The sequence below is a fragment of the Planktothrix pseudagardhii genome (assembly GCF_904830925.1).
GTDB lineage: Bacteria > Cyanobacteriota > Cyanobacteriia > Cyanobacteriales > Microcoleaceae > Planktothrix > Planktothrix tepida.
In genome coordinates this window covers 5,436,516-5,460,217 of record NZ_LR882967.1, presented here as the reverse complement: position 1 = coordinate 5,460,217, position 23,702 = coordinate 5,436,516, and the positions used below count along the sequence as shown (strand labels likewise).

17 protein-coding genes are annotated in these 23,702 nt (G+C 41.8%); 13 read left to right on the top strand and 4 right to left on the bottom strand.

The window, feature by feature from the left end:
• Nucleotides 1–8 precede the first annotated feature (8 nt).
• The 5 genes from NMK36_RS23625 to cobD all read left to right on the top strand — a co-directional run bounded on the left by NMK36_RS23625 (nt 9) and on the right by cobD (nt 5,895).
• Nucleotides 9–839 carry a PilN domain-containing protein gene (locus NMK36_RS23625; RefSeq protein ID WP_072718204.1) on the top strand — a complete coding sequence of 277 codons (831 nt, stop codon included), beginning with the start codon at nt 9–11 and terminating at the stop codon, nt 837–839.
• Entirely contained in the window at nt 836–1,633 is a 798-nt protein-coding gene (locus tag NMK36_RS23620; RefSeq protein ID WP_072718205.1) for a pilus assembly protein PilO, read from the top strand. The genes NMK36_RS23625 and NMK36_RS23620 overlap by 4 nt, the downstream gene beginning before the upstream one ends.
• Nucleotides 1,634–1,938: 305 nt before the next feature.
• A complete protein-coding gene (locus NMK36_RS23615) occupies nt 1,939–4,278 on the top strand; it encodes a type IV pilus secretin family protein (protein ID WP_254174761.1) in 2,340 nt (779 codons plus the stop codon).
• Nucleotides 4,279–4,500: 222 nt separating this feature from the next.
• Nucleotides 4,501–4,785 carry an HU family DNA-binding protein gene (locus tag NMK36_RS23610; RefSeq protein ID WP_072718207.1) on the top strand — a complete coding sequence of 95 codons (285 nt, stop codon included), beginning with the start codon at nt 4,501–4,503 and terminating at the stop codon, nt 4,783–4,785.
• Between the two features lie 9 nt (nt 4,786–4,794).
• Nucleotides 4,795–5,895: a threonine-phosphate decarboxylase CobD gene (cobD, locus tag NMK36_RS23605; protein ID WP_254174760.1), complete on the top strand. Its 1,101-nt coding sequence runs from the start codon at nt 4,795–4,797 to the stop codon at nt 5,893–5,895.
• On the opposite strand, the gene NMK36_RS23600 is transcribed toward cobD, so the two are convergent.
• Nucleotides 5,892–7,019 carry a type I restriction enzyme subunit R domain-containing protein gene (locus NMK36_RS23600; RefSeq protein ID WP_254174759.1) on the bottom strand — a complete coding sequence of 376 codons (1,128 nt, stop codon included), beginning with the start codon at nt 7,017–7,019 and terminating at the stop codon, nt 5,892–5,894. The two genes, cobD and NMK36_RS23600, sit on opposite strands and share 4 nt — an antisense overlap.
• A 101-nt stretch (nt 7,020–7,120) precedes the next feature.
• Here NMK36_RS23600 and NMK36_RS23595 point away from each other — a divergent pair, with 101 nt between their 5' ends.
• Complete coding sequence (locus NMK36_RS23595) at nt 7,121–10,063, top strand: HEAT repeat domain-containing protein (RefSeq protein WP_254174758.1); 2,943 nt, start codon at nt 7,121–7,123, stop codon at nt 10,061–10,063.
• A 58-nt stretch (nt 10,064–10,121) separates the two neighbouring features.
• On the opposite strand, the gene NMK36_RS23590 is transcribed toward NMK36_RS23595, so the two are convergent.
• Both NMK36_RS23590 and NMK36_RS23585 read right to left on the bottom strand, forming a co-directional pair.
• Nucleotides 10,122–11,366 carry an anaerobic sulfatase maturase gene (locus NMK36_RS23590; protein ID WP_254174757.1) on the bottom strand — a complete coding sequence of 415 codons (1,245 nt, stop codon included), beginning with the start codon at nt 11,364–11,366 and terminating at the stop codon, nt 10,122–10,124.
• Nucleotides 11,367–11,462: 96 nt separating this feature from the next.
• Nucleotides 11,463–13,832 (bottom strand): arylsulfatase, encoded by a 2,370-nt coding sequence (locus NMK36_RS23585; protein ID WP_254174756.1) that lies wholly within the window; start codon nt 13,830–13,832, stop codon nt 11,463–11,465.
• A gap of 229 nt (nt 13,833–14,061) precedes the next feature.
• Between NMK36_RS23585 and NMK36_RS23580 the strand changes: the two genes are divergently transcribed.
• From NMK36_RS23580 to NMK36_RS23555, 6 genes are all read left to right on the top strand, one after another.
• Nucleotides 14,062–14,499, top strand: a complete 438-nt coding sequence (locus NMK36_RS23580; protein ID WP_072718211.1) for a YidH family protein — start codon at nt 14,062–14,064, stop codon at nt 14,497–14,499.
• A 39-nt stretch (nt 14,500–14,538) separates the two neighbouring features.
• Nucleotides 14,539–16,026: an outer membrane protein gene (locus NMK36_RS23575; RefSeq protein WP_254174755.1), complete on the top strand. Its 1,488-nt coding sequence runs from the start codon at nt 14,539–14,541 to the stop codon at nt 16,024–16,026.
• 92 nt (nt 16,027–16,118) lie between these two features.
• A complete protein-coding gene (locus NMK36_RS23570; protein WP_254174754.1) occupies nt 16,119–16,625 on the top strand; it encodes a cupin domain-containing protein in 507 nt (168 codons plus the stop codon).
• A gap of 42 nt (nt 16,626–16,667) precedes the next feature.
• Nucleotides 16,668–17,363, top strand: coding sequence for a MarC family protein (locus NMK36_RS23565; RefSeq protein ID WP_254174753.1), 696 nt, complete (start codon nt 16,668–16,670; stop codon nt 17,361–17,363).
• Nucleotides 17,364–17,643: 280 nt separating this feature from the next.
• Nucleotides 17,644–18,720: a DMT family transporter gene (locus NMK36_RS23560; protein ID WP_254174752.1), complete on the top strand. Its 1,077-nt coding sequence runs from the start codon at nt 17,644–17,646 to the stop codon at nt 18,718–18,720.
• Nucleotides 18,721–18,947: 227 nt separating this feature from the next.
• The gene (locus NMK36_RS23555) at nt 18,948–20,273 is read left to right on the top strand and encodes an IS4 family transposase (RefSeq protein ID WP_254173354.1); all 1,326 of its coding nucleotides are present in this window, start codon (nt 18,948–18,950) and stop codon (nt 20,271–20,273) included.
• Nucleotides 20,274–20,490: 217 nt separating this feature from the next.
• Here the strand turns inward: NMK36_RS23555 and argS are convergent, their stop codons facing one another.
• Nucleotides 20,491–22,248 (bottom strand): arginine--tRNA ligase, encoded by a 1,758-nt coding sequence (gene argS, locus NMK36_RS23550; protein ID WP_254174751.1) that lies wholly within the window; start codon nt 22,246–22,248, stop codon nt 20,491–20,493.
• A 243-nt stretch (nt 22,249–22,491) separates the two neighbouring features.
• On the opposite strand from argS, the gene NMK36_RS23545 reads away from it, so the two are divergent.
• Nucleotides 22,492–23,676 carry a sulfonate ABC transporter substrate-binding protein gene (locus NMK36_RS23545; RefSeq protein WP_254174750.1) on the top strand — a complete coding sequence of 395 codons (1,185 nt, stop codon included), beginning with the start codon at nt 22,492–22,494 and terminating at the stop codon, nt 23,674–23,676.
• Nucleotides 23,677–23,702: the final 26 nt, after the last annotated feature.

Below are 23,702 nucleotides of genomic sequence, written 5' to 3'. Positions count from 1 at the left end.
AACTAATTATGTATAACTTAGATATCAACTTTTTGAATGATCGACCTGATCTAATAGAACGAGAAGTTCGGCCACGGGTTGCCCCCAGCCAAAATATTGACCAGACTCCAATTTTAATCGGTGCTGGGGTCGCTTTAGCCCTCAATGCCATTGTCGGAGGAGCTTGGTTTATTTTTTATCAACAAAATACTGACCTAACCAAAGAACGTGATGCTCTTGTTGCTACATTAGGACAAAAAACCTCGGAGGTGGAAGCTTTAGATAAAATTAATGCAGAAACCGCTCAAGCCAATAAAGAAGCGGATGCCTTAGCGACTGTATTTAATCAAATAAAACCCTGGTCAGCACTTACCCTAGAATTAGGGGAATTGATGCAAGTCGCCGGAGTGAGAATTCTCAATATTGAACAGACCGAACCCGCCGCAGCAACGACAGCCACAGCCCCGGCTCCATCTCCCAGTCCCGCAGCAGATCAAGCCGCCGCACCTCCACCCGAACCCGAAACGGCTCAATTAAAAATTTCAGGAGTAGCAAATACTTACACTCAAATTAATGATTTTGTATTATTACTCAATCAATCTCCCTTTTTTAATGGGGAAAAAACAAAATTAATTGAGGCTAAATTAGAAGACAACTCAACTCAATTAGTGGCTAAATCCCCGGATGCAGATAGTGGTACTACCAAACCTCAGTTACAACCTGTGGTCAAGTATACAATTGAAACCTACCTTAGTCTAGCAACCGCCTCGGAGTTGTTACCACAACTGCAAAAAAATGGGGCGTTAGGATTGGTTAATCGGATTAAAACCCTTGAGGAAAAAGGAGTGATTAAAAAATGACCGTAGCCAATGAATTTATTCAAGATGTTGACGGTGAAGGCGGTGGGCCAGTTATATTTGGCATTGCCTTAACACCCAAAATCATGGGAATTGGTGCCGGAGTTGTGGGGGCAATTCTAGCAGGGTTCTTAATCTATCAATTTCTTCTTCCCACCTTAGCGGAAGGTCAAACTTTACGCGATGAAATTAAAACCAAACAAGATGAAATTGAGAAACAAGATCAGCGTTTACGGGAACGGGCTAAAGCTGAAAAAGAGTTAGCAGATGCTAAAGTTCGCCGAGCGACTGTTACCGCTTTATTTGCCGATGAAACCAGTTTAGAAACCCTGTTATTTGATATTAACGAACAGATTAATAAAATTAATGCGGGGATCATTGATGATAGCAAAAGAGCGAAACTTTCTTTGTTCACACCTGTTGTATTAGACAAACCAGAAGCAGAGATTGTCAATGATGGCAGCTTAGGCCCCGATGTCAATGGCAAACTCAGAAGACGTGCTTATAAAGTGGAGTTTGAAGGCAGTTTTGAGCAAACCCTAAAGTTTTTAGCTTCCTTGGAACGGTTACAACCTTTGTTAGTAGTCAGAGGTTTAAAATCTTCCTTGAAAGATCAAACTCAAACCATTGAGGGAGAATATCGACAAGGGAAATTTGTTCCCTCAGCCAATCAACCCCAAAGACGGTTAAAAACAGCCTTTGAATTACAAGTCTTACTTCCCTTGAGTCCAGAACAAGCTAAAGCCGCTGTCGAAGCCGCTAAACCTGCCGAAACTCCGGCTGAACCGCCAAAATAGTTGGAATTTTGGCCTAAGTTGGTATATTGTAACAGGATAGCGGAAGATGAGGGGACGGGGAGATGGGGAGATGGGGAGATGGGGAGACGGGGAGATGGGGAGACGGGGAGATGGGGGGACAAGGGGACAAGGGGACGGGGGGACAAGGGGACAAGGGGACAAGGGGACAAGGGGACAAGGGGACAAGGGGACGGGGGGAAATTATTGAAACCTGGAACCTGGAACCTGGAACCTGGAACTTGGAACTTGGAACTTGGAACCTGGAACCTGGAACCTGAAACTTGATATTGTGTTGAGGAGGAAACGTGAAACAGCTTCAAGGAATTGGTGCAGGACTATTAACCAGTGCTGCGATCGCCATTGTGGCGCAAACCCCAGCATTTGCACAAACCCAAGTTCAAGATGTGCGACTGGTAGAAATGAACGGGGAAGTGGGTTTACAGTTGATGACAAAAGGGGGAGAGCGACCGGAAGTATTTGTCGTCCGACGGGGAAATGATTTTGTTGCCGATATTATTAATACGCAACTTCCCGGCCAAAAACAAAACTTTCAACAAAATAATCCCATTCCAGGTATTGCTTCGGTTGTTGTCACCCAACTTGATCCCACCAGTATCCGGGTAATTGTCAGTGGGGTAAATAGTCCCCCCGAAGCCCGAATTCTCCAAGGAGGTAGAGAAGGGATTGTAATTAGTCTGGGTACGGCATCCGGTGCTGTGGCTCAAGTTCCGAATCAAGCCATAACCCCACCTCCTCCCACTCCTGGATCTACTCCTAAACCCCCAGCTAGAGGTTCTCAGCCAGTATTGATTCCTGATCCTCAAATCACCATTGATGGCCGAAACGTTCCCCAGGGAGCACCTCGCCCCGTTGATGCGGCTCCACCCTTTCTTCCCCGTGCTGTAGCACCCCCAGTTGGGGATATTGCTGTTTCTAATATTAATCCCACGACAACTTCGACGATTCGTTTAGATAATGGTCAACGCATTCCGCGTTTAGTGTTGCGAGATGCCCCAGTGCGTGATGTACTGGCATTATTAGCCAGAACCGCCGGATTAAATATTGCTTTTTTAGATGCAGCGTCTGAACAATCAGGACAAACAGCCCCCGGAGGCGCTTCAACCGGAAACGGACAAAAAATTTCTCTCGATATTGAAAACGAGTCAGTTGAAGATGTATTTAACTATGTTTTACGGTTAAGTGGATTAGAAGCTAACCGCAACGGAAATACTATTTTTATTGGGTCAAGACTACCCAATTCTGCGAGAAATGTCGTGGTTCGTTCCTTCCGCCTCAACCAAGTTAACGCAGAAACCGCAGCCGGGTTTTTAGTCAGTATGGGGGCAGAACGTTCGATTACCCGTGAACAACAGGTAACTCAATCGAACTCAGTTAATATTCCGGGGAGTACCCAAGCGTTAACCACAACCGATACACGGGTGACAACGGTTGTAGAAACCCTAAGAATTGAAACTCAAGACTCAACTCCCTTATTGCGAGGATTGCAAGTTTTAGTCGATGAACGGCTTAATAGTGTGACCTTGGTAGGAACACCCAACATTGTAGAATTAGCTTCGGCTCAACTGGTGCAACTGGATCTACGTCAGCGTCAAGTGGCGGTTAATGTTAAAGTCATTGACGTAAATTTAAGCGGAGAAGAAGCCGCCAATAGTAGCTTCTCCTTTGGAATTAACGATACCTTCTTTGTTAATGATGGAGGGGCAGCAACCGTTAATTTTGGGGGCTATAATCCCCCGAACAGTGTAACAACCCGAGCAGGTATTAATGCTCGACCGATTGTTCCCAATCCCATTAGTGCTGAAGATCCGTTCTACGATCCGAATCAATTGTCTGTTACTCCGTTAACGGCGCCGGGAGGGGGGATTGGTTTAGAACCGATTGCACCTGTATCAGAACGGACGAATCAAGTCGGGATTTCTGAGTATGAACCCTTTACCCGAAATTTAGAAACTGGGGCACTTGACGCTTTAGGGACAGTCACCAATAGCGTTTTTCCCTACTTCCAATATCCTCGGCGATTTCTCTCGACTTTAACGGCTCAAATTATTAGTGGTAATGCCAAGATTTTGACCGATCCAACCTTAGTGGTTCAAGAGGGGGAAAGTGCTGCGGTTGCTTTAGTGGAAGAGGTTGTCAAATCGGCAACAACAACTACCACCGCAACCGTATCAGGAACCATCAGCAGTCAGAATTTCCAGTTCCAAGATGTGGGTTTAACTCTAGCTATTGATGTAGAACGAATTGATGATAATGGATTTGTGACCCTGCGAGTCCGACCGACTGTTAGTGCCCCTGGAGATCGGGTGAATAGTGCGGATCAAAGTTTTGCCCTTCAGATTCTCAGACGCACGGTAGACTCTGGGAATATTCGCTTACGGGATGGTCAGACTCTGATTGTTTCGGGGATTATTCAGGAACAAGAACGGTCTAATGTTAGCAAAATTCCACTGTTAGGAGATTTACCCATTGTTGGTTCGTTGTTCCGTCGAACCACGAAAAACAATCAACGGGCAGAAGTGATTGTGTTAGTGACGCCTCAAATTTTGGATGATAGCGATCGCAATCCCTACGGTTACGAATATAACCCCAGTCCCGATGCTTTACGAATGATGAGAGGACGTTAGGCTAGGGTTTGACGGTTAACATCTAGGGGCAGGTTCTTTGAGATCTGGGTGATATCAACTTGATGAACCCACCCCTAGGACTGTTGAGAGTTGACTGCTAATTTTATGGTGTGTGCGCTGCGATGGAATACCCGACAACTTCTTCCATTGTTCTTTCCTAATGGCTTTTGACAGGTTATGCTGTTGATTGCTTTATGCCAATCTTAAGGAGTAGAAACTCAGATGAACAAAGGTGAATTAGTGGATGCCGTAGCAGAACGGGCCAGTGTAACCAAAAAACAAGCTGATGCAGTGTTGACGGCAGCTTTAGATACGATCATGGAAGCAGTTTCCAATGACGACAAAGTGACACTGGTTGGCTTTGGTTCCTTTGAGTCACGGGAACGAAAAGCTCGTGAAGGCCGTAACCCGAAAACGGGTGAAAAGATGGAAATTCCAGCCACGAAAGTTCCTGCTTTTTCAGCCGGGAAACTATTCAAAGAAAAAGTTGCTCATAACGAGGATTAATTTCTAGGCGTGGAAGCAACCCATTCACCCCAACACGGGGGAAATTTAATCTGGGCCGCGACCGTAGCTAACTGTTCTCCCTCGGATATTCTGGATTTTTCTGCCAGTATTAATCCTTGGGGGCCGCCTTTATCTGCTCTGAGTGCCATTCATAGTCACCTGAGCGATTTGAATGCTTATCCTAATCCTGATTATGCAGAATTGAGAGCAGCGATCGCAGTTGCGGTCAATGGTGCAATGGCCCATGAGTCCCTAGAGGCGGATTGGATTTTACCCGGAAATGGAGCCGCAGAATTACTCACCTGGGCAGGACGGGAACTCGCGCAGTTAGATGCGACCTATTTACTCACGCCTGCCTTTGGGGACTATGGGCGGACGCTCAACGCTTTTGATGGAACTGTGATCGAGTGTCCGCTTTCGATGGCTTCTGTAGAGTTAACATTCTCTCTGCCTCAACCTTTTAATTCTCGCTCAGGTTTATTAATTAATAACCCCCATAACCCGACGGGAAAATTATTTTCTGCTCAGGGTTTATTAGAATTATTAGAACAGTTTGCGTTGGTGGTGGTTGATGAAGCCTTTATGGATTTTTTACTTCCTCGTCAACAGCAAAGTTTAGTGTCTTGGGTAAAAAAATTTGAGAATTTAGTGATTTTGCGATCGCTGACCAAATTTTATAGTTTACCGGGGCTACGTTTAGGATATGCGATCGCCCATCCCCAACGGTTAAAAAAATGGCAAGGCTGGCGTGATCCTTGGCCTGTAAATAGTTTAGCAGTGGCAGCCGGAATTGCTGTTTTACAAGATACAGAATTTCAGGAACAAACTTGGCATTGGTTAGAAGCATCTCGCCCCAAACTTTATCAAGATTTAACCCATATACCCGGATTAAAACCTTTTAAAAGTGTGGCTAATTTTATTTTAGTTGAGTCAGATTACTCGGTTTCTACATTGCAATTAAAGTTATTAAAACATCATCAAATTTTAATTCGAGATTGTTTGAGTTTTCCTAGTTTAGGCGATCGCTATTTTCGAGTAGCCGTTAAAACAGAAACTCAAAATCAACGATTAATTCAAGCGTTAACAACGGTTTGTTTAGAGGAAAACTAATTTTTAACTTTAAAAACCTCATAAATACTAGAAAGTAATTTTTCAAAAACTACCGCTCTAAATTCTTCATTATTCATGACTTCCATAAAGATTTTTTCGTTTCCTTCTATGCGTTCTATAAATAAATTCTCCAGGTTTCTTTCTAACACGGGAGCAAAGTTTTCTTTTGTATTGACTTGAGCCGCTTGTTTAATAGTATCATTTGAGAGCGCGGTTTCGGTAATTTGCTCAAAAAACAGTTGATCAGCCGGAGTAAAATTAGTGCCAAAGCGTTCGTTAAGAAGGTCAACAAGCTGGGATAACGGCACTTTTTGATCCGGTTGACGTGTTCCTACTGCGGTCGCCCCTTTTAAGGGTTCTGCTGTTCCTTCCTTTAAATTAATTTCACCTTCACTAATTTTTTGTAATCGATAATATTTCAGTTCCAGATCTCCTGATAAATCAATTTTAGGGTCTTCTGTGCTGCGGGGTAATTTCTTCAGCAGAAAACGCCCATACGCATACAGTTTTTCTAAATCTGAATCTTGATAATTAATAATTTGAGCTAGGAATAAATAAAGATTCCGAAAGCTGGTGAGTTGATTTTTAAATTGTTCTTTTTCGGAATCTTTCAGATTTTTATAATTTTCAACAATAGGGTCTAATAAACTATTTAATTGTTGGTGTTCTCTTTCGGTTAAAGCGGTTTTCGGACGAAACCAAATTTCACAAAAATTATTAACATCTTCTTGGCTAAATAATTGCCATTCATACAGTTGATACGAGAGATCATTTAATTGCTGTGGGTCTGCTTTTTCTCCGACTGGGGTTTCTTCATAATAAGGTTTAAAGGCGTTATAAATATCTTCAGATTTGTTAACAAAATCGAGAACAAAAGTGTCATCTTTTCCGGGGGTGGTGCGGTTGAGACGGGATAAAGTTTGCACCGCTTGAACGCCATCCAGTCGTTTATCGACAAACATAGTATGAAGTAAAGGTTGATCAAATCCGGTTTGAAATTTATTCGCCACCAACAATACTTGATAAGCATCACTAGCAAATTGATCAGCAATTTCTGAAGTTTTAATCCCTTGATTCATTTTAACTTCTGTAAAGGTTTCTTCTGGATATTCTTCTAATACCATTTAACCGGAAAAAGCCACCAGGGATTTAATATCATCATAGCATTTTTCTCGCAAATATTGATCAAAAGCAAGTTTATATTTTATCGCGTGTTCACGGGAAGTTGAATGTTTGGGAGGGGGAGAAAAACCCATTAAGGGATTTTGATGTTTATCGCAATTTAGATTTTAATTCCCAACAGATTCAGGATTTTATTGAACAATGGTTTAACGATGCAACCCAGAGTCAGGAATTATTAAACCAGTTAAAGGAATCTAACCAAACCCGCATTAATGATTTAATTAAAAATCCCCTGCGGTTAGCGTTATTATGTCGAACTTGGAAACGGGGGCAAAAATTACCGGAAACCCAAGCCGGACTTTATCAACGGTTGGTGAAGGGTCATTATCAATGGAAGGATGAACAGAAACCGTTTCAAATTCCATTTGAGGTGCAAGAATGTCTCCATCAACAGTTAGGAGAGTTAGCGAAAACAGCGATAAACCGTGAACAATTTCGGTTTCGTTTAGAGGAAAAATTTGTTGAACAGTATTTAGGAAAACCGCAACGGGAAAATTCTCTATTTGATTGGGCGTTAAAATTAGGATGGTTAAATCGGGTGGGGTTAGCATCCGTTGAGGAAAAGGATTCAGACCAAGCGGTTTATGCCTTTTTCCATCCTACGTTTCAGGAATATTTTGCAGCTTTAGCGATTAACGATTGGGATTATTTTTTACCTCGAAATCATGTCAATTGTCCGGTGGAGAGGAAAGAGTATCGCATTTTTCAACCCCAATGGAAACAGGTGATTTTATTATGGTTGGGGCGGGATGATGTGGAAGCAGGGGAGAAAGAAGAATTTATAAAAGCATTAGTAGAATTAAGAGATAGCTGTCAAGATTTTTATGGGTATCGTGCCTATTTTTTGGCTGCTGCGGGAATTAATGAGTTTAAAGAATGTAGTTTATCAGATGCAATTGTAGAACAGATTGTTAAATGGGGGTTTGGTTGTTTTGATATTAAAGAGCAAACATGGGTAAAATTTCTTGCTCCGATTGCAGAAGGTGCAAGAACAATATTATCAGAGACAATTAGAGAAAAAGTGATTGCTAATTTAATTAGAGTTTTAGAAACTACTGAGGATAAATATAATCACATTTGGGTTGCCGAGAGTTTAGGGGAAATTGCCGTTGGGAATGAGTTAGCAATAGGGTCGTTAATTCGGGTTTTAGAAACTACTGAGGATACAGATACTCGCAGGAAGGTTGCCGATACTTTAGGGGGAATTGCCGTTGGGAATGAGTTAGCAATACAGGCATTAATTCAGGTTTTAGAAACTACTGAGGATGAACATACTCGCAGGGAGGTTGCCGATACTTTAGGGGGAATTGCCGTTAGAAATGAGTTAGCAATACAGGTATTAATTCGGGTTTTAGAAACTACTGAGGATACATATACTCGCAGGGAGGTTGCCAATAATTTAGGGAAAATTGACGTTGGAAATGAGTTAGCAATAGGGTCGTTAATTCGGGTATTAGAAACCACTGAGAATGAAGATACTCGCAGGAAATTTGCCAATACTTTAAAGGGAATTGCCGTTGGGAATGAGTTAGCAATACAGGTATTAATTCGGGTATTAGAAACCACTGAGAATGAAGATACTCGCAGGTGGGTTGCCAATATTTTAGGGGAAATTGCTGTTGGAAATGAGTTAGCGGTAGGAGCGTTAATTCAAGTATTACAAACCACTGAGGATGAATCTACTTGTGAAGTGATTGCCTATAGTTTAGGGGAAATTGCCGTTAGAAATGAGTTAGCAATAGGGGTGTTGACTCAGGTCTTAGAAACCACTGAGAATAAATGGGTTCGCTCGTGGGTTGCTCATACTTTAGGGAAAATTGACCCTGGAAATGAGCTAGCAATAGGGACATTCATTCAGGTCTTAGAAACTGCTAGGAATCAAATACTTTGCAATGAAGTTGCCCGGATGATAGGGGAAATTGCCGTTGGAAATGAGTTAGCAATACGGGAGTTAATTCGGATCTTAGAAACCACTGAGAATGAAGATATTGGCAGTAGAGTCGCTGAGATTTTAGGGGAAATATGCCCTGAAAATGAGTTAGCAATAGGAGCAATAATTCGGTTCTTAGAAACTATTGAGGATCAATTTTGTCGCAGTTTGGTTGCCTGTACTTTAGGAAAAATTGATCCTGGAAATGAGTTAGCAATACAGGCGTTTCTTGGGATTTTAGAAACCCCTGAAAATAAAGATTATTGCAAGAATGTTGCCGCCGAAAGTTTAGGGAGAATTGCTGTTGGAAATGAGTTAGCAATAGAAACTTTAATTCGGGTCTTAGAAACTACTAAGTCTAAAGATACTCGTCAAAGTGTTTCCGAGAATTTAGGAAAGATCATCAAAACACAAAAACAATATACAGATGTGGTTTTTACCCTCAAACATAACCTAACTGATGAAGTTTACGAGAATAATTTTAATCTCTATAAACATTGCTATAGCCTCCTTTGGCAATGCGCCCAAAATTTACCTTATCCCAAATTTTATCAAGTATGGCATCACAACACCCTGACCCCCCATCCTGAAATTACCAATAATACCCCCGTTGGCAATACCCCAACCGTGCGACAATTAGAACAACAATTCACCGATATTTGTACCCAACTTCCCCACCTCCCCCTCCACTGTATCAACATCAATAAACTACTAACCCTCAACACCAAAAACGAATTTATCCAAGCATTTTGTAACCGTCTTTATCAAAAACTTTTACCCGATGGAACTCCCCCCGAAGTGCAGACCCCCGCTAACCTAGAAACCAAAATTATCCACCTGAAACAGCAACTCCAAACCCCCCATCTGTTCATTCTGTTACTCGCAGATGGGACACCCACCCCCGAAGTCATCGACTGTTGCGACTATCTCACGGACGTCTTACACCTCGGTTGGGTGACACCCGACCCCCTCCCGTTACCACCCCCGCAACGTTCCTTTGTGGCGTCGCAGGATAATTTATTAGAAGCAGTTGAAAGTTGGGTTAGGGAATATTAACAAATGTGGAACAGGCATCTTGCCTGTTAAATAAGTAGCGCACCCACCTCATTCTTACCTAATTCTTACCAAATCCAACGGGTTTTTGCTGTCGTTTTTGTTTCGCCAACAGTTGCATTACTTCATCCGCATAACGACCTTGACGCAATAATTCTGCCATCATCGTCATCGGTTGATTAATATGAGTAAAAAAGGCTTTATATCCCGCACATAAATAATTTAAACCTGCTTCTCCATCCGGGGTTTCAATAAAGCGATTTTTCGGACAACCCCCATTACAGGCAAAACGTACCTCACAATTACGACAATAGTTCGGCAAAGAATCAAATTTAGCCTGACCAAATTGATATTGTTTTTCAGAAGCAATTAATTCAATCATCGGTGTTTCCTGAATATTACCCAGTTTATAGTCCGGTTCAACAAAGTGATCACAGGAATAAAGATCCCCATTATGTTCCAACGCTAACGCTGTTCCACAGGTTTTAGAAAAAATACAAACCCCTGGTTGCACACCCACCCAATTTGCCAAAGCTGCGTCAAAATGTTGAATAAAAATTTTACCTACATCTCGTCGCACCCACTCATCAAAAATAGCGATCAGAAATTGTCCAAACTGTTCAGGTTTAACTGATCGTTCTGTTACTTGATGACCCGATTGAATTAACGTTGAACCATCTGCATTGACCCGTTCAATAATTGGAATAAACTGGATAAATCCAACCCTTAAATCATCTCGAAAAAAGCGATAAACTTCTAACGGATGATTACTATTAACCGCATTAACAGTACAGAGAATATTAACATCAACCTGATGTTTTTTTAAGATTTTCCAACCCTGCATCACCTGTTCAAAACTACCCCGTCCCCGCTTATCCACCCGATAGACATCATGGAACGGTTGGGGGCCATCAATACTGAGTCCAATTAAGAAATTCTGCTGTTTAAAAAATCGTCCCCACTGATCATCGAGTTTTGTGCCATTCGTTTGCAGAGTATGAATAATTTGCTGTCCGGGTTTCTTATATTTTTCTACTAATTCTAGCGATCGCTCAAAAAATTCTAACCCCATTAATGTTGGTTCTCCTCCCTGCCAAGCAACCGTCACTTCTGGGGTTTGATGGGATTCTAACAACTGCTGAATATAGTTCTCCAATACCTCATCGGTCATGCGAAACTTGCTACCCGGATACAGTTGCTCTTTAGCTAAGAAAAAGCAATACTGACAATCCAAATTACAAATTGCCCCAGTAGGTTTTGCCAGCAAATGAAAAGCCAGAGGCGCGTTCTTCGGTCGGGTTCCCATAGTCAGAATAATGCAGGAGGGAAAATTAATAATTGATAATTGATAATTGATAACTAATAACTGATGATGCGGATACTTGATAACTGATAACTGTCTCTACTGTCGTGCCATGATGATCTTCAATTGATCTTCAGGATTTATCAAATGGTCGTGGTTATCTGTCCCCACATCAAGCTGTACCCAATCGATTTTCCCCGTAAATCGACTACTGTTAAAGGTGTAGTCAGGGGTGACAGGCGTACCGGACTCATAGCCGATATCAGTCGTTTCGTCTGCGGAAAAAATAAACGCTTGAGTATGTTCCACCCGACCCGTCCCTACTGACTGACCGTCGTAGTAAAGTGTGACATTGCCACCCTTACCTAAACCACCTCCATCATAGTTAAACTCCATTCGCACTTGATGTTGACCGGGTGGGATCGGTTGTTCGGCTTCTGTAACAAAACTCTGAATACCCAGGACGTTATAGACAAACTTGGCTTTTCCTTCATGGCTATAGACACTCCAACCCCCAAACCGACCGCCTTGGGCAATAATCACCCCTTCTACTCCTTCTGAGGGAACTTGCAGTTGGGATGTCACGGAGAAGGATTTGTTCTTAATATTGACAACGCTGTTTTCCGAGAGACGCCCCATCCCCGCAAAGAACAACTGGGAATTCCCCTTAATTAAAGTTGGTCGCCCCGCAGTTTCAGGATTACACCGTTCCACCTGGCGATCATCCAATGGTAGAACATTATACTTAACCGCCTCTATGAGAAATAGGCGTTGTAGTTCGTGCAGTTTCTCTGGCATCTCTTTGGACAGATCATGGGCCTGTGTCCAGTCTTTGCTGCCGTCGTACAGTTCCCAGACATCATCATCAAAGGGCAACATCTTTTGATTTGTCATCACCCAGGGGGTGCGGTGTTTTGTAACGGCACTCCATCCTTTATAGTAGATGCCTCGGTTGCCAAACATCTCAAAATACTGCACCTCATGGCGTTCTGGAGCCTTGGCATCATTGAAACTATAAACCATGCTCGTGCCTTCATATTGGCTTTGCTGCACCCCGTTAACCATGATGGGTTCAGGAATTCCCGCCAACTCCAGAATTGTCGGTGCAATATCAATCACATGGCAAAACTGGTTACGGATGCCGCCCTTTTCCTCAATTTTCTTAGGCCAATGAACAATCGTACCGTTGCGAGTGCCTCCCCAGTGGGATGCGACTTGTTTTGTCCATTGATAGGGGGTATCCATCGCCCAAGCCCAACCGACGGCATAGTGGTTATAGGACTCAGGAGAGCCAAATTCATCTAATTTTGACAACATGAACTCCGGCGTTTCCAGGGCTGCCATGCCGTTGAAGTTCGCCATCTCGTTAAACGCTCCTTGCAGGGTTCCTTCGGCAGAAGCTCCGTTATCGCCAATAATCACATAAACGAGAGTCTCATCGAGGATGCCTAAGTGTTCTAGGGTGTCGATGACTCGCCCGACGTGGTAGTCGGTGTGTTCCAAAAAGGCAGCATAAACCTCCATCTCCCGCTCCAACACGGGTTTAAGTTGGGGGTTCATGTCGTCCCAGGCGGGAATTTCTGCATGGCGTTGAGTGAGTTGGGCATCGGGTGGGATGACTCCCAGTTCTTTCTGTTTAGCGAAGGTGATTTCACGTTGTTGATCCCACCCGTGAGCAAACTTACCTTTGTACTTTTCGATCCACTCCTTGGGAACGTGATGGGGGGCGTGGGTTGCACCGGGAGCAAAGTACATAAAGAAGGGTTTATCGGGCATCAGGGCTTTTTGTTGACTGACCCATGCGATCGCTTTATCCGCTAAATCTTCGGTTAAGTGATAGCCTTGTTCTGGTGTTTTGGGAGGTTCTATGGGAGTTGTACCTTCATAGAGGGCGGGTTCCCATTGATTATTCTCCCCACCAATAAAACCATAGAAATACTCAAAACCGCCGCCTCCGGTTGGCCAGCCGTCAAAGGGGCCCATCGGGGAGGTTTGCCAAACGGGGACTTCATGACATTTACCTAAATAAGCCGTTGAGTAGCCATTCAATTTCAGGGTTTCTGCAAGGGGAGCTTTGGTGTTGGGACGCACGGAACTGTAACCTGGGGCGGCGGTGGCCGTTTCCGTGATATTGCCCATGCCGACGGAATGATGGTTGCGTCCGGTGAGTAATGCCTGTCGGGTGGGAGCACAGAGGGCGGTGGTGTGAAAACGGGTGTATTTGAGTCCCTGGGATGCAAGTTTCTCGAAGGTGGGGGTATTGCAGGGGCCACCAAAGGCACTGGAAGCACCAAAACCCACATCATCCAGCAGCACAATTAACACATTGGGAGCCCCTGCTGGTGGACGCAGATCGCGAATGGGGGGATAGTGCGTATCGGGATCTTTGGCATCGTAGGTGGTCAGTCCGATGGGGGTCTGATCAGGAATCGGGAGAATTTGGCGTTGAATAGAATTACTGGGCGTCATAATGATCTGGCTTTCCTAAAATTTTTTAAATATATCTCAGGAGTCTGTTAGCCTTAAAGTTAACCTAGATAAGAATCAGGGATTGGCAAATCTTTACATTTCTTTATAAATAAAAGTTGATTTAGATCCAACTAATGATTAAGCTAAATCTGATCTTTATTAGTCCCTCTTTCCTGCTAAGTCTTCATTATAAAGATAGGATGATTTGCCCCTCGAAATCTTACCCGTTATGACTCAACCCCCCAACAACTCAGAAACCCATAAACAGCTTTCTACTAATGATTTAGCCGAAGATCGTACCGAACTCGCTAAATACCGCAGTCGCGCCGCCGCTGATCGGACTTTAATGGCTTGGATACGCACTTCCCTATCCTTAATTGGTTTTGGTTTTGGTATTCCTACTATTGTCAGAACTATTGAACAAACCCACCTGACTCCTAAACTTGATCCGGTGCGATTTTCTGTTATTGTTGGACTGTCTTTTATTGGGACGGGAATGCTAGGAATGGCTTTAGGACTGAGAGAACATCGTCGGTTACTTCAACAAATAGAAAGCGATCGCTATACTTATGAAACTTCCCACAGTACAGAAATTATCGGGGTTGCTTTACTGGTGATTGGGTTCATCAGTTTTATTGGGGTAATCGTTAAATCTCTCATGTTTTAATTTTGTTTTCAATAACTTTAAACCCGTACAAACGACCAGATGAAATCAGTTTTAACGTCTTGTTTTAGTTTATTAACTTTTCTAGTGGTGACTCCTGCTTGGGCGAGTTCCGTTAAACTGGATTCTGAACAAAACCTCTCCTCTGTTTTTTCAGAAGATCAGCATCAGTTTTTGATTCATTCGGATTTGCATTTTTCCGGTGATCCATCTTTAGTTAAGTTTAATCCAGTTTCGGTTGAGAAAATTGCGATCGCTCCTTCACCTTCACAACAATCTACCACACACAACGCAGAAGATTTTAAACTCTCTAATTTGAATTCAACCTTTTTAAATTCTAGCAGGAATGCAGCCGATTTGCAACCGTATAAACTGAGAAAAGATGATGAAATTTTATCAAATTCAAGTGGGTCTAATTTAGAAAAAAATACGATCAGTCAAAATCCGATCAATTTTGATCAGGTTGTTAATGAAGTCTTGACTGAAGAGTCCCAGAGTTCTACTCCTAAAACTGAAGAAGCTCAGTCCAGTAACGGATGGCGATTTGAAGTTGAACCGATGCTATTTGTGCCGTTTAATATAGACGGTTATGCTATTGTTGGAGAAGGTGCGAGTGTTAATCGAGTCGTTTTAGTAGACTTAATTACGGCTGAAATTACCAATCGCATCTTAAAACAATTACCCCAAGATTTAATTGAAAAAGCGGTTGATCGAGTGTTAGAACGATTACCTTTTGATCGCAGGAACACTCGATTAGAAGATCGCATTGCTCAAGAGGTGCGAGAACGTTTACAACAACGGGGACAAGACCTAACAGAACGTTTAGAAACTCAAATTCGGGAAGGGGTACAAACAATAGTAGATCGAGTTCCTCCGGGTCAAGTTCCCGTTGAAGTTGATTTTAATATTGGGTTAGGACAGATTCTGGATTTCAATAAAATTTTAGAGTTAGGAACTCGTTTAGAAGCGTGGAATGGGGATATTGGATTAATCTTTCAGGGAACTTATGCTGAAATGGGTGTTACCGAGAACGGTTCACAAATTGATCTTGATTTGAATACGAAATTATTAACAGCAGAAGTCTCCCTCGCATGGCATTTAGGAACCCTTTCTCTCACTCAGGTTAAAGATTCTTCTCGACAAAAACCTGTCTATCCTTCCCTTGATTTTGAAGTTTATGGAGGCGCTCGTTTTGGCTATCTTGAGAGTGATTTTAGTTTTGATCCTGGCCCAAATATTAACTATCAACCGGATTGGTTTGATCCGTCCTTTGGCGCACAAATTCAATTGAATTTAACGGATAATCTTAAACTTATAACTAGAGGAGGAACTGCAATTACAGGAGGAAGTGAAGCTCCTGTTAATTGGGATCTACTCATCGGTTTAGATTGGCAAGTTTCCCGTGATTTAACCTTGTCCGCAGGCTATCGTTTATATCAATTAAAAGTTGAACAAGAAGGAGACTATGGAACCTCTACTGTTAAAATGACTTCACAAGGAATGCGTTTAGGATTAGGTTGGTCTTTCTAGTTTCGAGACAAATTCACGAACTGTTAAACGCAGTGTATATGACCAGCCTAAATCTGATGTAAAATCTTTCTATTCCTTGTTCTGTTTAATTTATGATAACTGTAGAAGAATTAATTAAAAAATATCAACTGATTCCTCATCCTGAAGGGGGATATTTTCGAGAAACCTATCGTTCAGAAGGGGTAATTCCTAATAGTGCTTTACCGGATAATTTTAAAGGCGATCGCAATTATTGTACAGGAATTTATTTTTTATTGCCTCAAGGAACAAAATCCTGTTTACATCGAATTCAATCCGATGAAATGTGGCATTTTTATTTAGGGGGTTCAATGACCTTGGTGTTAATGCACGAAGACTATGGCCTACAGAATATTATTCTGGGTTCTGATATTCAACAAGGGGAAACGGTGCAGTTTGTTGTTCCGGCGGGATGGTGGTTTGGCGGCTATCCTAACTCAGAAAGCGCCTATAGTTTTGTCGGGTGTACCGTTGCGCCAGGGTTTGATTTTGCCGATTTTGAATTAGCGACTCGGACTGACCTGCTCTCCAAGTTTCCAGAGTCTTCTGAACTGATTTTAAAATTAACTCCTGATGCTTAATTCAAGGTACAATACATCCTTTATGCTTTATTAATTTAACAGATGGTAGAAGATTTATTAACCTTTGTTTTAGGTAGTTTTGCGTCCTTATTTCCCATTGTCGATCCCTTGGGTGCTGTGCCGATATTTTTAATTTTAGCAGCAGGCTATTCTCCAGAGTTGCAACAAAAATGTGCGATTAAAACTTCCTTGAGCTTTGTAGGAGTTTTAGTCTTCTTTTTATTAGTCGGAGATGGAATTTTAGAATTCTTTGGTTTAGCCATGTCAGGGGTAAAAGTAGCCGGAGGAATTGTAATTTTTGAAGCGGGATGGGAAGCTTTAAAAGCAGAACCCAGATTAACCCCAACGGAAGAAGAAGCCTTAAGCTGTCAAATTCAAGAACATAAAGATATTTCCTTTATTCCCTTAACCATTCCTTTATTAGCAGGGCCAGGAGCGATCGCCGTAACATTAGGATTAGCCGCCCAAGCTGGCGAAACTTTATCCTCAGAAACTATATTACATTTAGGGGCGATTATTGTTGCAATTGTCCTGATTGGAATTTTGGTTTATGGCTGTTTAATTTTATCCCATCGTTTAGTCAATCTTTTAGGAGAAAATGGAATTATTGCCTTTACTCGTCTTCTGGGTTTATTTATTTTAGCCCTTGGTGTACAATTAATCTTAAGTGGGTTAGAACACTGGATTGAAGGTTTATTTTCAACCTATTTATCCGATTTCGTCTTGTTGCCTCGATAGAGAAATTCTCAAAACAGGTTGATCCTTGATTCCTTCTGTCCTAACGCTCAACACCGCACACCGGATTTAAAGAATAATCCTAAAGTTAGGTCTTCAAAAAAATCTAGCTTCAAGAGATTCTATTCGTTCTAAAATATTCTTAGAATCCAATGCAGAAGGGTATTTTTGTAGAAATAACATCATTTAGCAGCCTATTAAAAAATTAATATGGATCTTAAGACTGAATTTTTATTTCTGCATCCCTTTCATCCTGAGCAATTAACACTTTATATCAACTCTAATGACCCTTTCTCAACCAAAAGTCCAACATATCCAGGGTATTATCCTGCTGATCGCCGTTACCCTGCTTTGGGGAACAACATTTCCTCTGGTTAAAGAAACGACTCATAATATTTCCCCTGGTGTATTAATTGCCATCCGATCTGCTTTACCTGCGATCGCTTTTTCGTTGCATTTAAGAACGTTAAATCTAAAGTTAATTCGAGATGGAATTCTATTAGGAATTCTACTGTTTGCCTCCTTAGCCATTCAAGCGATCGCATTAGAAAGTCTCTCCGCAAATCGTGCCGCTTTTATTGCCAGTTTAAACGTCATTTTAGTCCCCTTATTAGGGCAATTATTCGGTCAAAAAATACGACGGGGACTATTCTTAGCCGCCGGACTCGCGTTAGTGGGGGTGGGGGTGATGTCCTGGGAAGGCGGAATGCTGACGGCGGGAGACTTCTGGATGTTATTAGATGTTCTACTTTATACCAGCTATATTTTGCTGTTAGAAGCCGTCACCTGCACCCATTCGTCCCAACCCTTAACGGCAATTCAGCTTGTGGTGATGACGGTTTTAGCGACTGTGTGGACGTTACCGGATGTGATGGGACAATGGCAGGGGATTCAAGGTCATTACGTCCCTTTATTATACCTAGCGGTGGTGACGGCCGTTACCACTTGGTTGCCCGCGATCGCTCAACATTGGGTTTCGGCCTCAGAAACGGCTGTAATTTATACCTTTGAGCCTGTTTTTGCATCCGTATTTTCCTTCTGGTTATTGGGTGAAACCTTAGGACTGCGGGGTTGGTTTGGAGGGGCGATGATTTTAGCAGCAATGTTTATTAGTCAACAACACACGAATCCTACTGGATTTGAGGGTGAAACAATGATGGAAGAAAACATTTTAATTCCTACAATTGAACCTGTTGTTTTGAATGATGAAATGTGTATCGATTTTTCTTGGCATCATCCCGAACTAGAAAGAGAAGCAATCCCCGTATTTATTACTTCAACTCCCCATCCCGAATTGATAGAACAGGGAATTGAAATGTTAGAAGAACGAGGAACCCTTAACTATAGCAATTCTAAATGAATTGTACACTCCTAATCAAAGATTATTAACCCTAAAAAATGGATACAAATTCGGTGTGTAGGGGCGAGGCGCGCCCATTGGTGTCAACTTAAGGAAAGGCGATCGCAACGACTAATGGGAGTTGAAGAGGGCGATGAGTAGTCGCCCTGGCAACGTGGCAACTGTAGGTGTTAGTTTAAAGGGGCGATCGCCAAGGTCAGTGTTAGTGGAAGGGGGAAAGAAATCAGATGAGTAAAACAACAGGGAGAATTTTGAGAAATGCGGATTTAAGGCATCAAAGTCAAATGGCAGGGCCACCATTAGAAGTGCTAGAAAAAGAACTGTATAGACTACTAACACCCGAAAATTTTAAACCGTTAAAGGAAAGCCGAGGAATTCAGGAAAAAAAACTGCGTTCGCGAGTATTAAATTTACCAGTGATGATGGCAGTAGTTATTGGCTTAGTCTATAGAAGAATAGCTGGATTGCGAGAACTGTTAAGAATCCTAACGGAAGAAGGAATGCTGTGGATAGAACCGATGCAAGTGAGTGTGGAAGCGTTATCAAAAAGATTAAGAACGCTACCAGCGAGTTTATTTGTAGAAATCTTTGAACAGGTGATAGAGAAATTAAAAAGCGAAGAAAATCTGAAGGGAGTGCCGGAAAAATGGCAAGGGATCTCAGAAAAGTTTACAGGAATTTGGATAGCAGATGGTTCGACACTGGAAGAAATATTTAAAAAGTTAAAAGTGCTGAGAAAGGGTAACACAGTGTTAGGGGGAAAGATGATGGTGATTGTAGAAGCCTGGACATATAGACCGGTGAAAATGTGGTATACAGAAGAATCAAAAGCTAACGATAAAATCTTTACTGACCAACTGTTAGAACAACTTCCCCAAGGGGGATTAATGATTTTTGACTTAGGTTTTTTTAAGTTTGGGTGGTTTGATGAATTTACAGAACAAAAAAAATTTTTTGTAACCCGATTAAGAGAAAAAACAGCCTATCAAGTCAAAAAAACATTAAGCCAAGGGTTATACTATCAAGATGAAATTATCCAGATGGGATTGTACCGTTCTAACCGATGTCATCAGCCTGTACGATTAGTCTCAGTCTTATGGGGAAAAACTTGGTATCGCTATTTAACCAATGTCTTAGATCCAGAGGAATTATCGGCTCAACAAGTTTGTGAGTTGTACCGAAATCGCTGGCAAATTGAACAAGCCTTTTTATTAACGAAGAGATTATTAGGATTAGCCTATCTCTGGGTGGGAGATAGCAACGGAATCCAAATTCAAATTTTATCAACCTGGATATTTTATGCCGTCTTAAATCAGTTGTGTACTGATGTCGCTATGGCTTTAGGTCAACCGAAAGAACGAATTTCTACAGAAATGGTATTTCGCGCTTTATATCATTTTTCTCGAGCTAGTTTACGGGGAGAAACTTCTGATGTTATTAGCTATTTAACCTCACATCAGAAGTTATTTGGCTTGGTCAAATCCACTCGAAAACGACATCGAGAAATCGATGCTCTTACACAGCAGGTTTGGGGCGATCGCTCCTTAAGTTGACGCCAATGGGCGCGCCTCGCCCCTACGATTATTCGGATTTCCAGCTATTTGTACAACTGATTTAGACTTGCTATAGTGCTACTTGAAGAGGGAACAGGGAACAGGGAACAGGGAACAGTAAGAATTGAAAGGGTTTCAGGGTTTAAAAATGTCAAACACCGTAATGCGTAGCGCTATATAAAATAATATTCTGCTTCCTGTGGTTTCTTCCTTGATTTTACATTCGTTCTACCACCGGAATACCTAAGAGGGATAACCCTAATTTTAGAGTTCGTGCCGTTAAATCACATAACGCTAAACGAGATGTTCGTTGAGGTTCTTCCGCTTTCACGACAGAACATTGCTCATAAAATTGATTGAATTTCTGGCTTAATTCAAACAAATATTGACATAAACGGTTAGGAAATAAATCGTGAGCCACTTCTTCTAATACATCTTGTAATTGTAATAGATGTTTAGCTAATACACATTCTACCTCTGCTTCCAAAACTATCTTAATATCCGTTCCTAACTGTTGCCAATCAATATTCCCTTTCCGACTAATGCCTTGAATTCTCACATAAGCATAAAGCAAATAGGGGGCTGTATTTCCTTGCAAAGATAACATTTTATCAAAGCTAAAAATATAATCACTGGTGCGATTTTGGCTTAAATCTGCATATTTAACCGCACTCAAACCCACCACTTTCGCAACCTGATCAATAAATGCTTCTGTTTCCGTGCGTTCTTCGGCTTTTAACCGGGTTTCTAAATCAGTTTTAGCATAATTTACTGCCTCATCTAATAACTCTCTTAACCGCACCGTTTCCCCTGAACGGGTTTTTAATTTTTTGCCATCTTCCCCTTTCACAACCCCAAAAGGAACATGAACTAATTCGACGTTTTCCGGTATCCAACCTGCCCGTTTTGCGACTTGCCAAACCTGCATAAAATGGTTGGATTGTCCTGCATCTGTAACATAAATAATACGGGTAGCTTTTTCGGTTTCAATGCGATGTCTTAAGGCGGCTAAATCCGTTGTCGCATAATTATAACCGCCATCGGTTTTTTGTACAATTAAGGGTAAAGGTTCCCCCTCTTTATTGGTAAATCCTTCTAAAAAGACACATTTTGCCCCTTGGTCTTCCACTAATAATCCTATTTTCTCTAATTCCTCAACAATTTGGGGTAAGAATTGATTATAGAAAGATTCTCCTCTTTCCGTTAATTGAATATCCAAATCATCATAAATTAACTGAAATTCTCGCCGAGATTGTTCACACAATAATTGCCAAGCTCGACGGCTATCTTCTGCCCCAGCTTGTAATTTTACCACTTCCTGACGGGCTGTTTCTTTAAAGGTTTCATCTTGATCAAATCTAACTTTTGCTTGACGATAAAATTCAACTAAATCCCCTAAATCTAACGCATTTGCAGTGGTTAAAGCATCGGGATAAACTTCTTTTAAATAGGTAATTAACATTCCAAATTGAGTGCCCCAGTCCCCAACATGGTTCAGACGTAAAACATCATGTCCTTGAAATTCTAATATTCTGGCAATACAATCTCCAATAATGGTAGAACGTAAATGTCCGACGTGCATTTCTTTAGCAATATTCGGACTAGAAAAATCAACAATCATGCGTTGAGGGGGGTTAACTTGAGGAATATTTAACCGTTCATCCCCTAACATTTTTTGCAGTTGGGTTTGTAAATAGTCGATTTTTAAGCGTAAATTAATAAAACCAGGGCCAGCAATTTCAGGCGGTTCGCAGATTTCATCTAAACTTAAATGGTTTATAATTTGAGTAGCGATCGCTCTGGGATTACTTTTTAAAGGTTTCGTTAAAGACATCGCCACATTACATTGATAATCTCCAAATTTGGGATTTGTGGCTTCAACAACCATCGGGTCAGTTGTGGCGAAATCTTCTCCAAATGCTGCCACTAACGCTTGATTAAATTTAATTTTGAGCAGTTCTACTGTAGATGTCATGATTAACTCTTTCGACTTAAGGCTTCCTTGAAAGCTGTGCTTTTGAGTCGATTGTACCTTGAATTCAGTCCATCCAGAAAATAGCCTATTGCTGGGCTTGGTTCTTAAGTCCTGATCTACTCAGGTGGCTAATGGGAGAAGTTTACATTCTGTTACAGAGTAAGATTTCTTCCCCCACCTACTGATCTGGCGTCGGGAAGGGGTGGCTAAATCCATTTCAAAATGAAATAATTTATAAATGTATTGAAATTCAATCGAAATCATATTACACTTTCCCTATCGATTTATGATGGATTCTGCATCAAAGTCCATCGCCAGGGTGAGATCCCTAGCTCAGAAATTACGTTAAAGGTGAGAAGTGTGATGACTCGATTATTTGCCCGGTTAAACGTTCCTTTTTGGCTGCGACACCTCTCAACAGCCCTAAAACGTCGTTCTCTTCTAAGGTTTATGGGTTTATTTGCGGGTGGCTTATATTTAAGTTTTGCCTTAGCCGCTTGCAGTAGCGGAAATTCCGCCAATACTCCAACCCCTGTCGCCACTAACACAGCTACCCCCTCCAGTTCTGTGGTTAGAATTGGCTATCAAAAATCCGCTACCCTCCTCAACGCCTTAAAATCCCAAGGAACCTTAGAAAAGCGTTTACAACCCCAGGGAATAACCGTTCAATGGTCGGAATTTTCGGCTGGCCCCGCAATTTTAGAAGGCTTAAACGTCGGACAAATTGACTTTGGTTACACCGGAGAAACCCCGCCCATTTTTGCTCAAGCCGCGAATGCGCCCTTAGTTTATGTTGCCTATGAACCCTTGGGGCCGAAAGCCGAAGCGATTTTAATTCCCAAGGATTCACCCATTCAAAGTGTTGCAGATTTAAAAGGGAAAAAAGTTGCTTTAAATAAAGGGTCAAATGTGCATTATTTACTCGTAGCAGCCTTAGAAAATGCCGGGTTGCAATATAGCGATATTACTCCGGTTTTTCTGCCTCCGGCTGATGCAAGAGCCGCCTTTGAACAAGGAAGCGTTGATGCTTGGGTCATTTGGGATCCTTATTTAGCCGTTGCCGAAACTGCAATTGGGGCAAAAATTTTAACCGATGGTACAGGATTAGTAGAAAACCGAGGCTTTTTCTTAGCCTCTCAAAAGTTTGTTGAGCAAAATTCTCCTGTAATTACTGCCATCTTAGAAGAACTGAAAACCACCAGCGAATGGGCAAAAACTAACCCTCAAAAAGTTGCAGAATTTCTATCGAAAGAAACAGGAATTGATGTTAATTCTCTGTTATTAGCTGAAAGTCGTCGCAGTTATGGTGTTGATCCCTTAACTCCAGAAACCATTTCGGGTCAACAAAAAATTGCCGATACCTTCTATCGTTTACAACTGATTCCGCAACAAATTAGCATTCAATCGGCGGTTAAAAACCTATCTTAACGGGTTCTTTTATTAACTAATTATTG

Coding starts and splice junctions, on each gene's coding strand:
- NMK36_RS23580 (WP_072718211.1), top strand. CDS start 14,062: ATGACTCAACCCCCCAACAACTCAGAAACCCATAAACAGCTTTCTACT.
- NMK36_RS23590 (WP_254174757.1), bottom strand. CDS start 11,366: ATGGGAACCCGACCGAAGAACGCGCCTCTGGCTTTTCATTTGCTGGCA.
- argS (WP_254174751.1), bottom strand. CDS start 22,248: ATGACATCTACAGTAGAACTGCTCAAAATTAAATTTAATCAAGCGTTA.
- NMK36_RS23575 (WP_254174755.1), top strand. CDS start 14,539: ATGAAATCAGTTTTAACGTCTTGTTTTAGTTTATTAACTTTTCTAGTG.
- NMK36_RS23600 (WP_254174759.1), bottom strand. CDS start 7,019: ATGGTATTAGAAGAATATCCAGAAGAAACCTTTACAGAAGTTAAAATG.
- NMK36_RS23625 (WP_072718204.1), top strand. CDS start 9: ATGTATAACTTAGATATCAACTTTTTGAATGATCGACCTGATCTAATA.
- NMK36_RS23560 (WP_254174752.1), top strand. CDS start 17,644: ATGACCCTTTCTCAACCAAAAGTCCAACATATCCAGGGTATTATCCTG.
- NMK36_RS23555 (WP_254173354.1), top strand. CDS start 18,948: ATGAGTAAAACAACAGGGAGAATTTTGAGAAATGCGGATTTAAGGCAT.
- NMK36_RS23585 (WP_254174756.1), bottom strand. CDS start 13,832: ATGACGCCCAGTAATTCTATTCAACGCCAAATTCTCCCGATTCCTGAT.
- NMK36_RS23620 (WP_072718205.1), top strand. CDS start 836: ATGACCGTAGCCAATGAATTTATTCAAGATGTTGACGGTGAAGGCGGT.
- NMK36_RS23610 (WP_072718207.1), top strand. CDS start 4,501: ATGAACAAAGGTGAATTAGTGGATGCCGTAGCAGAACGGGCCAGTGTA.
- NMK36_RS23565 (WP_254174753.1), top strand. CDS start 16,668: ATGGTAGAAGATTTATTAACCTTTGTTTTAGGTAGTTTTGCGTCCTTA.
- NMK36_RS23570 (WP_254174754.1), top strand. CDS start 16,119: ATGATAACTGTAGAAGAATTAATTAAAAAATATCAACTGATTCCTCAT.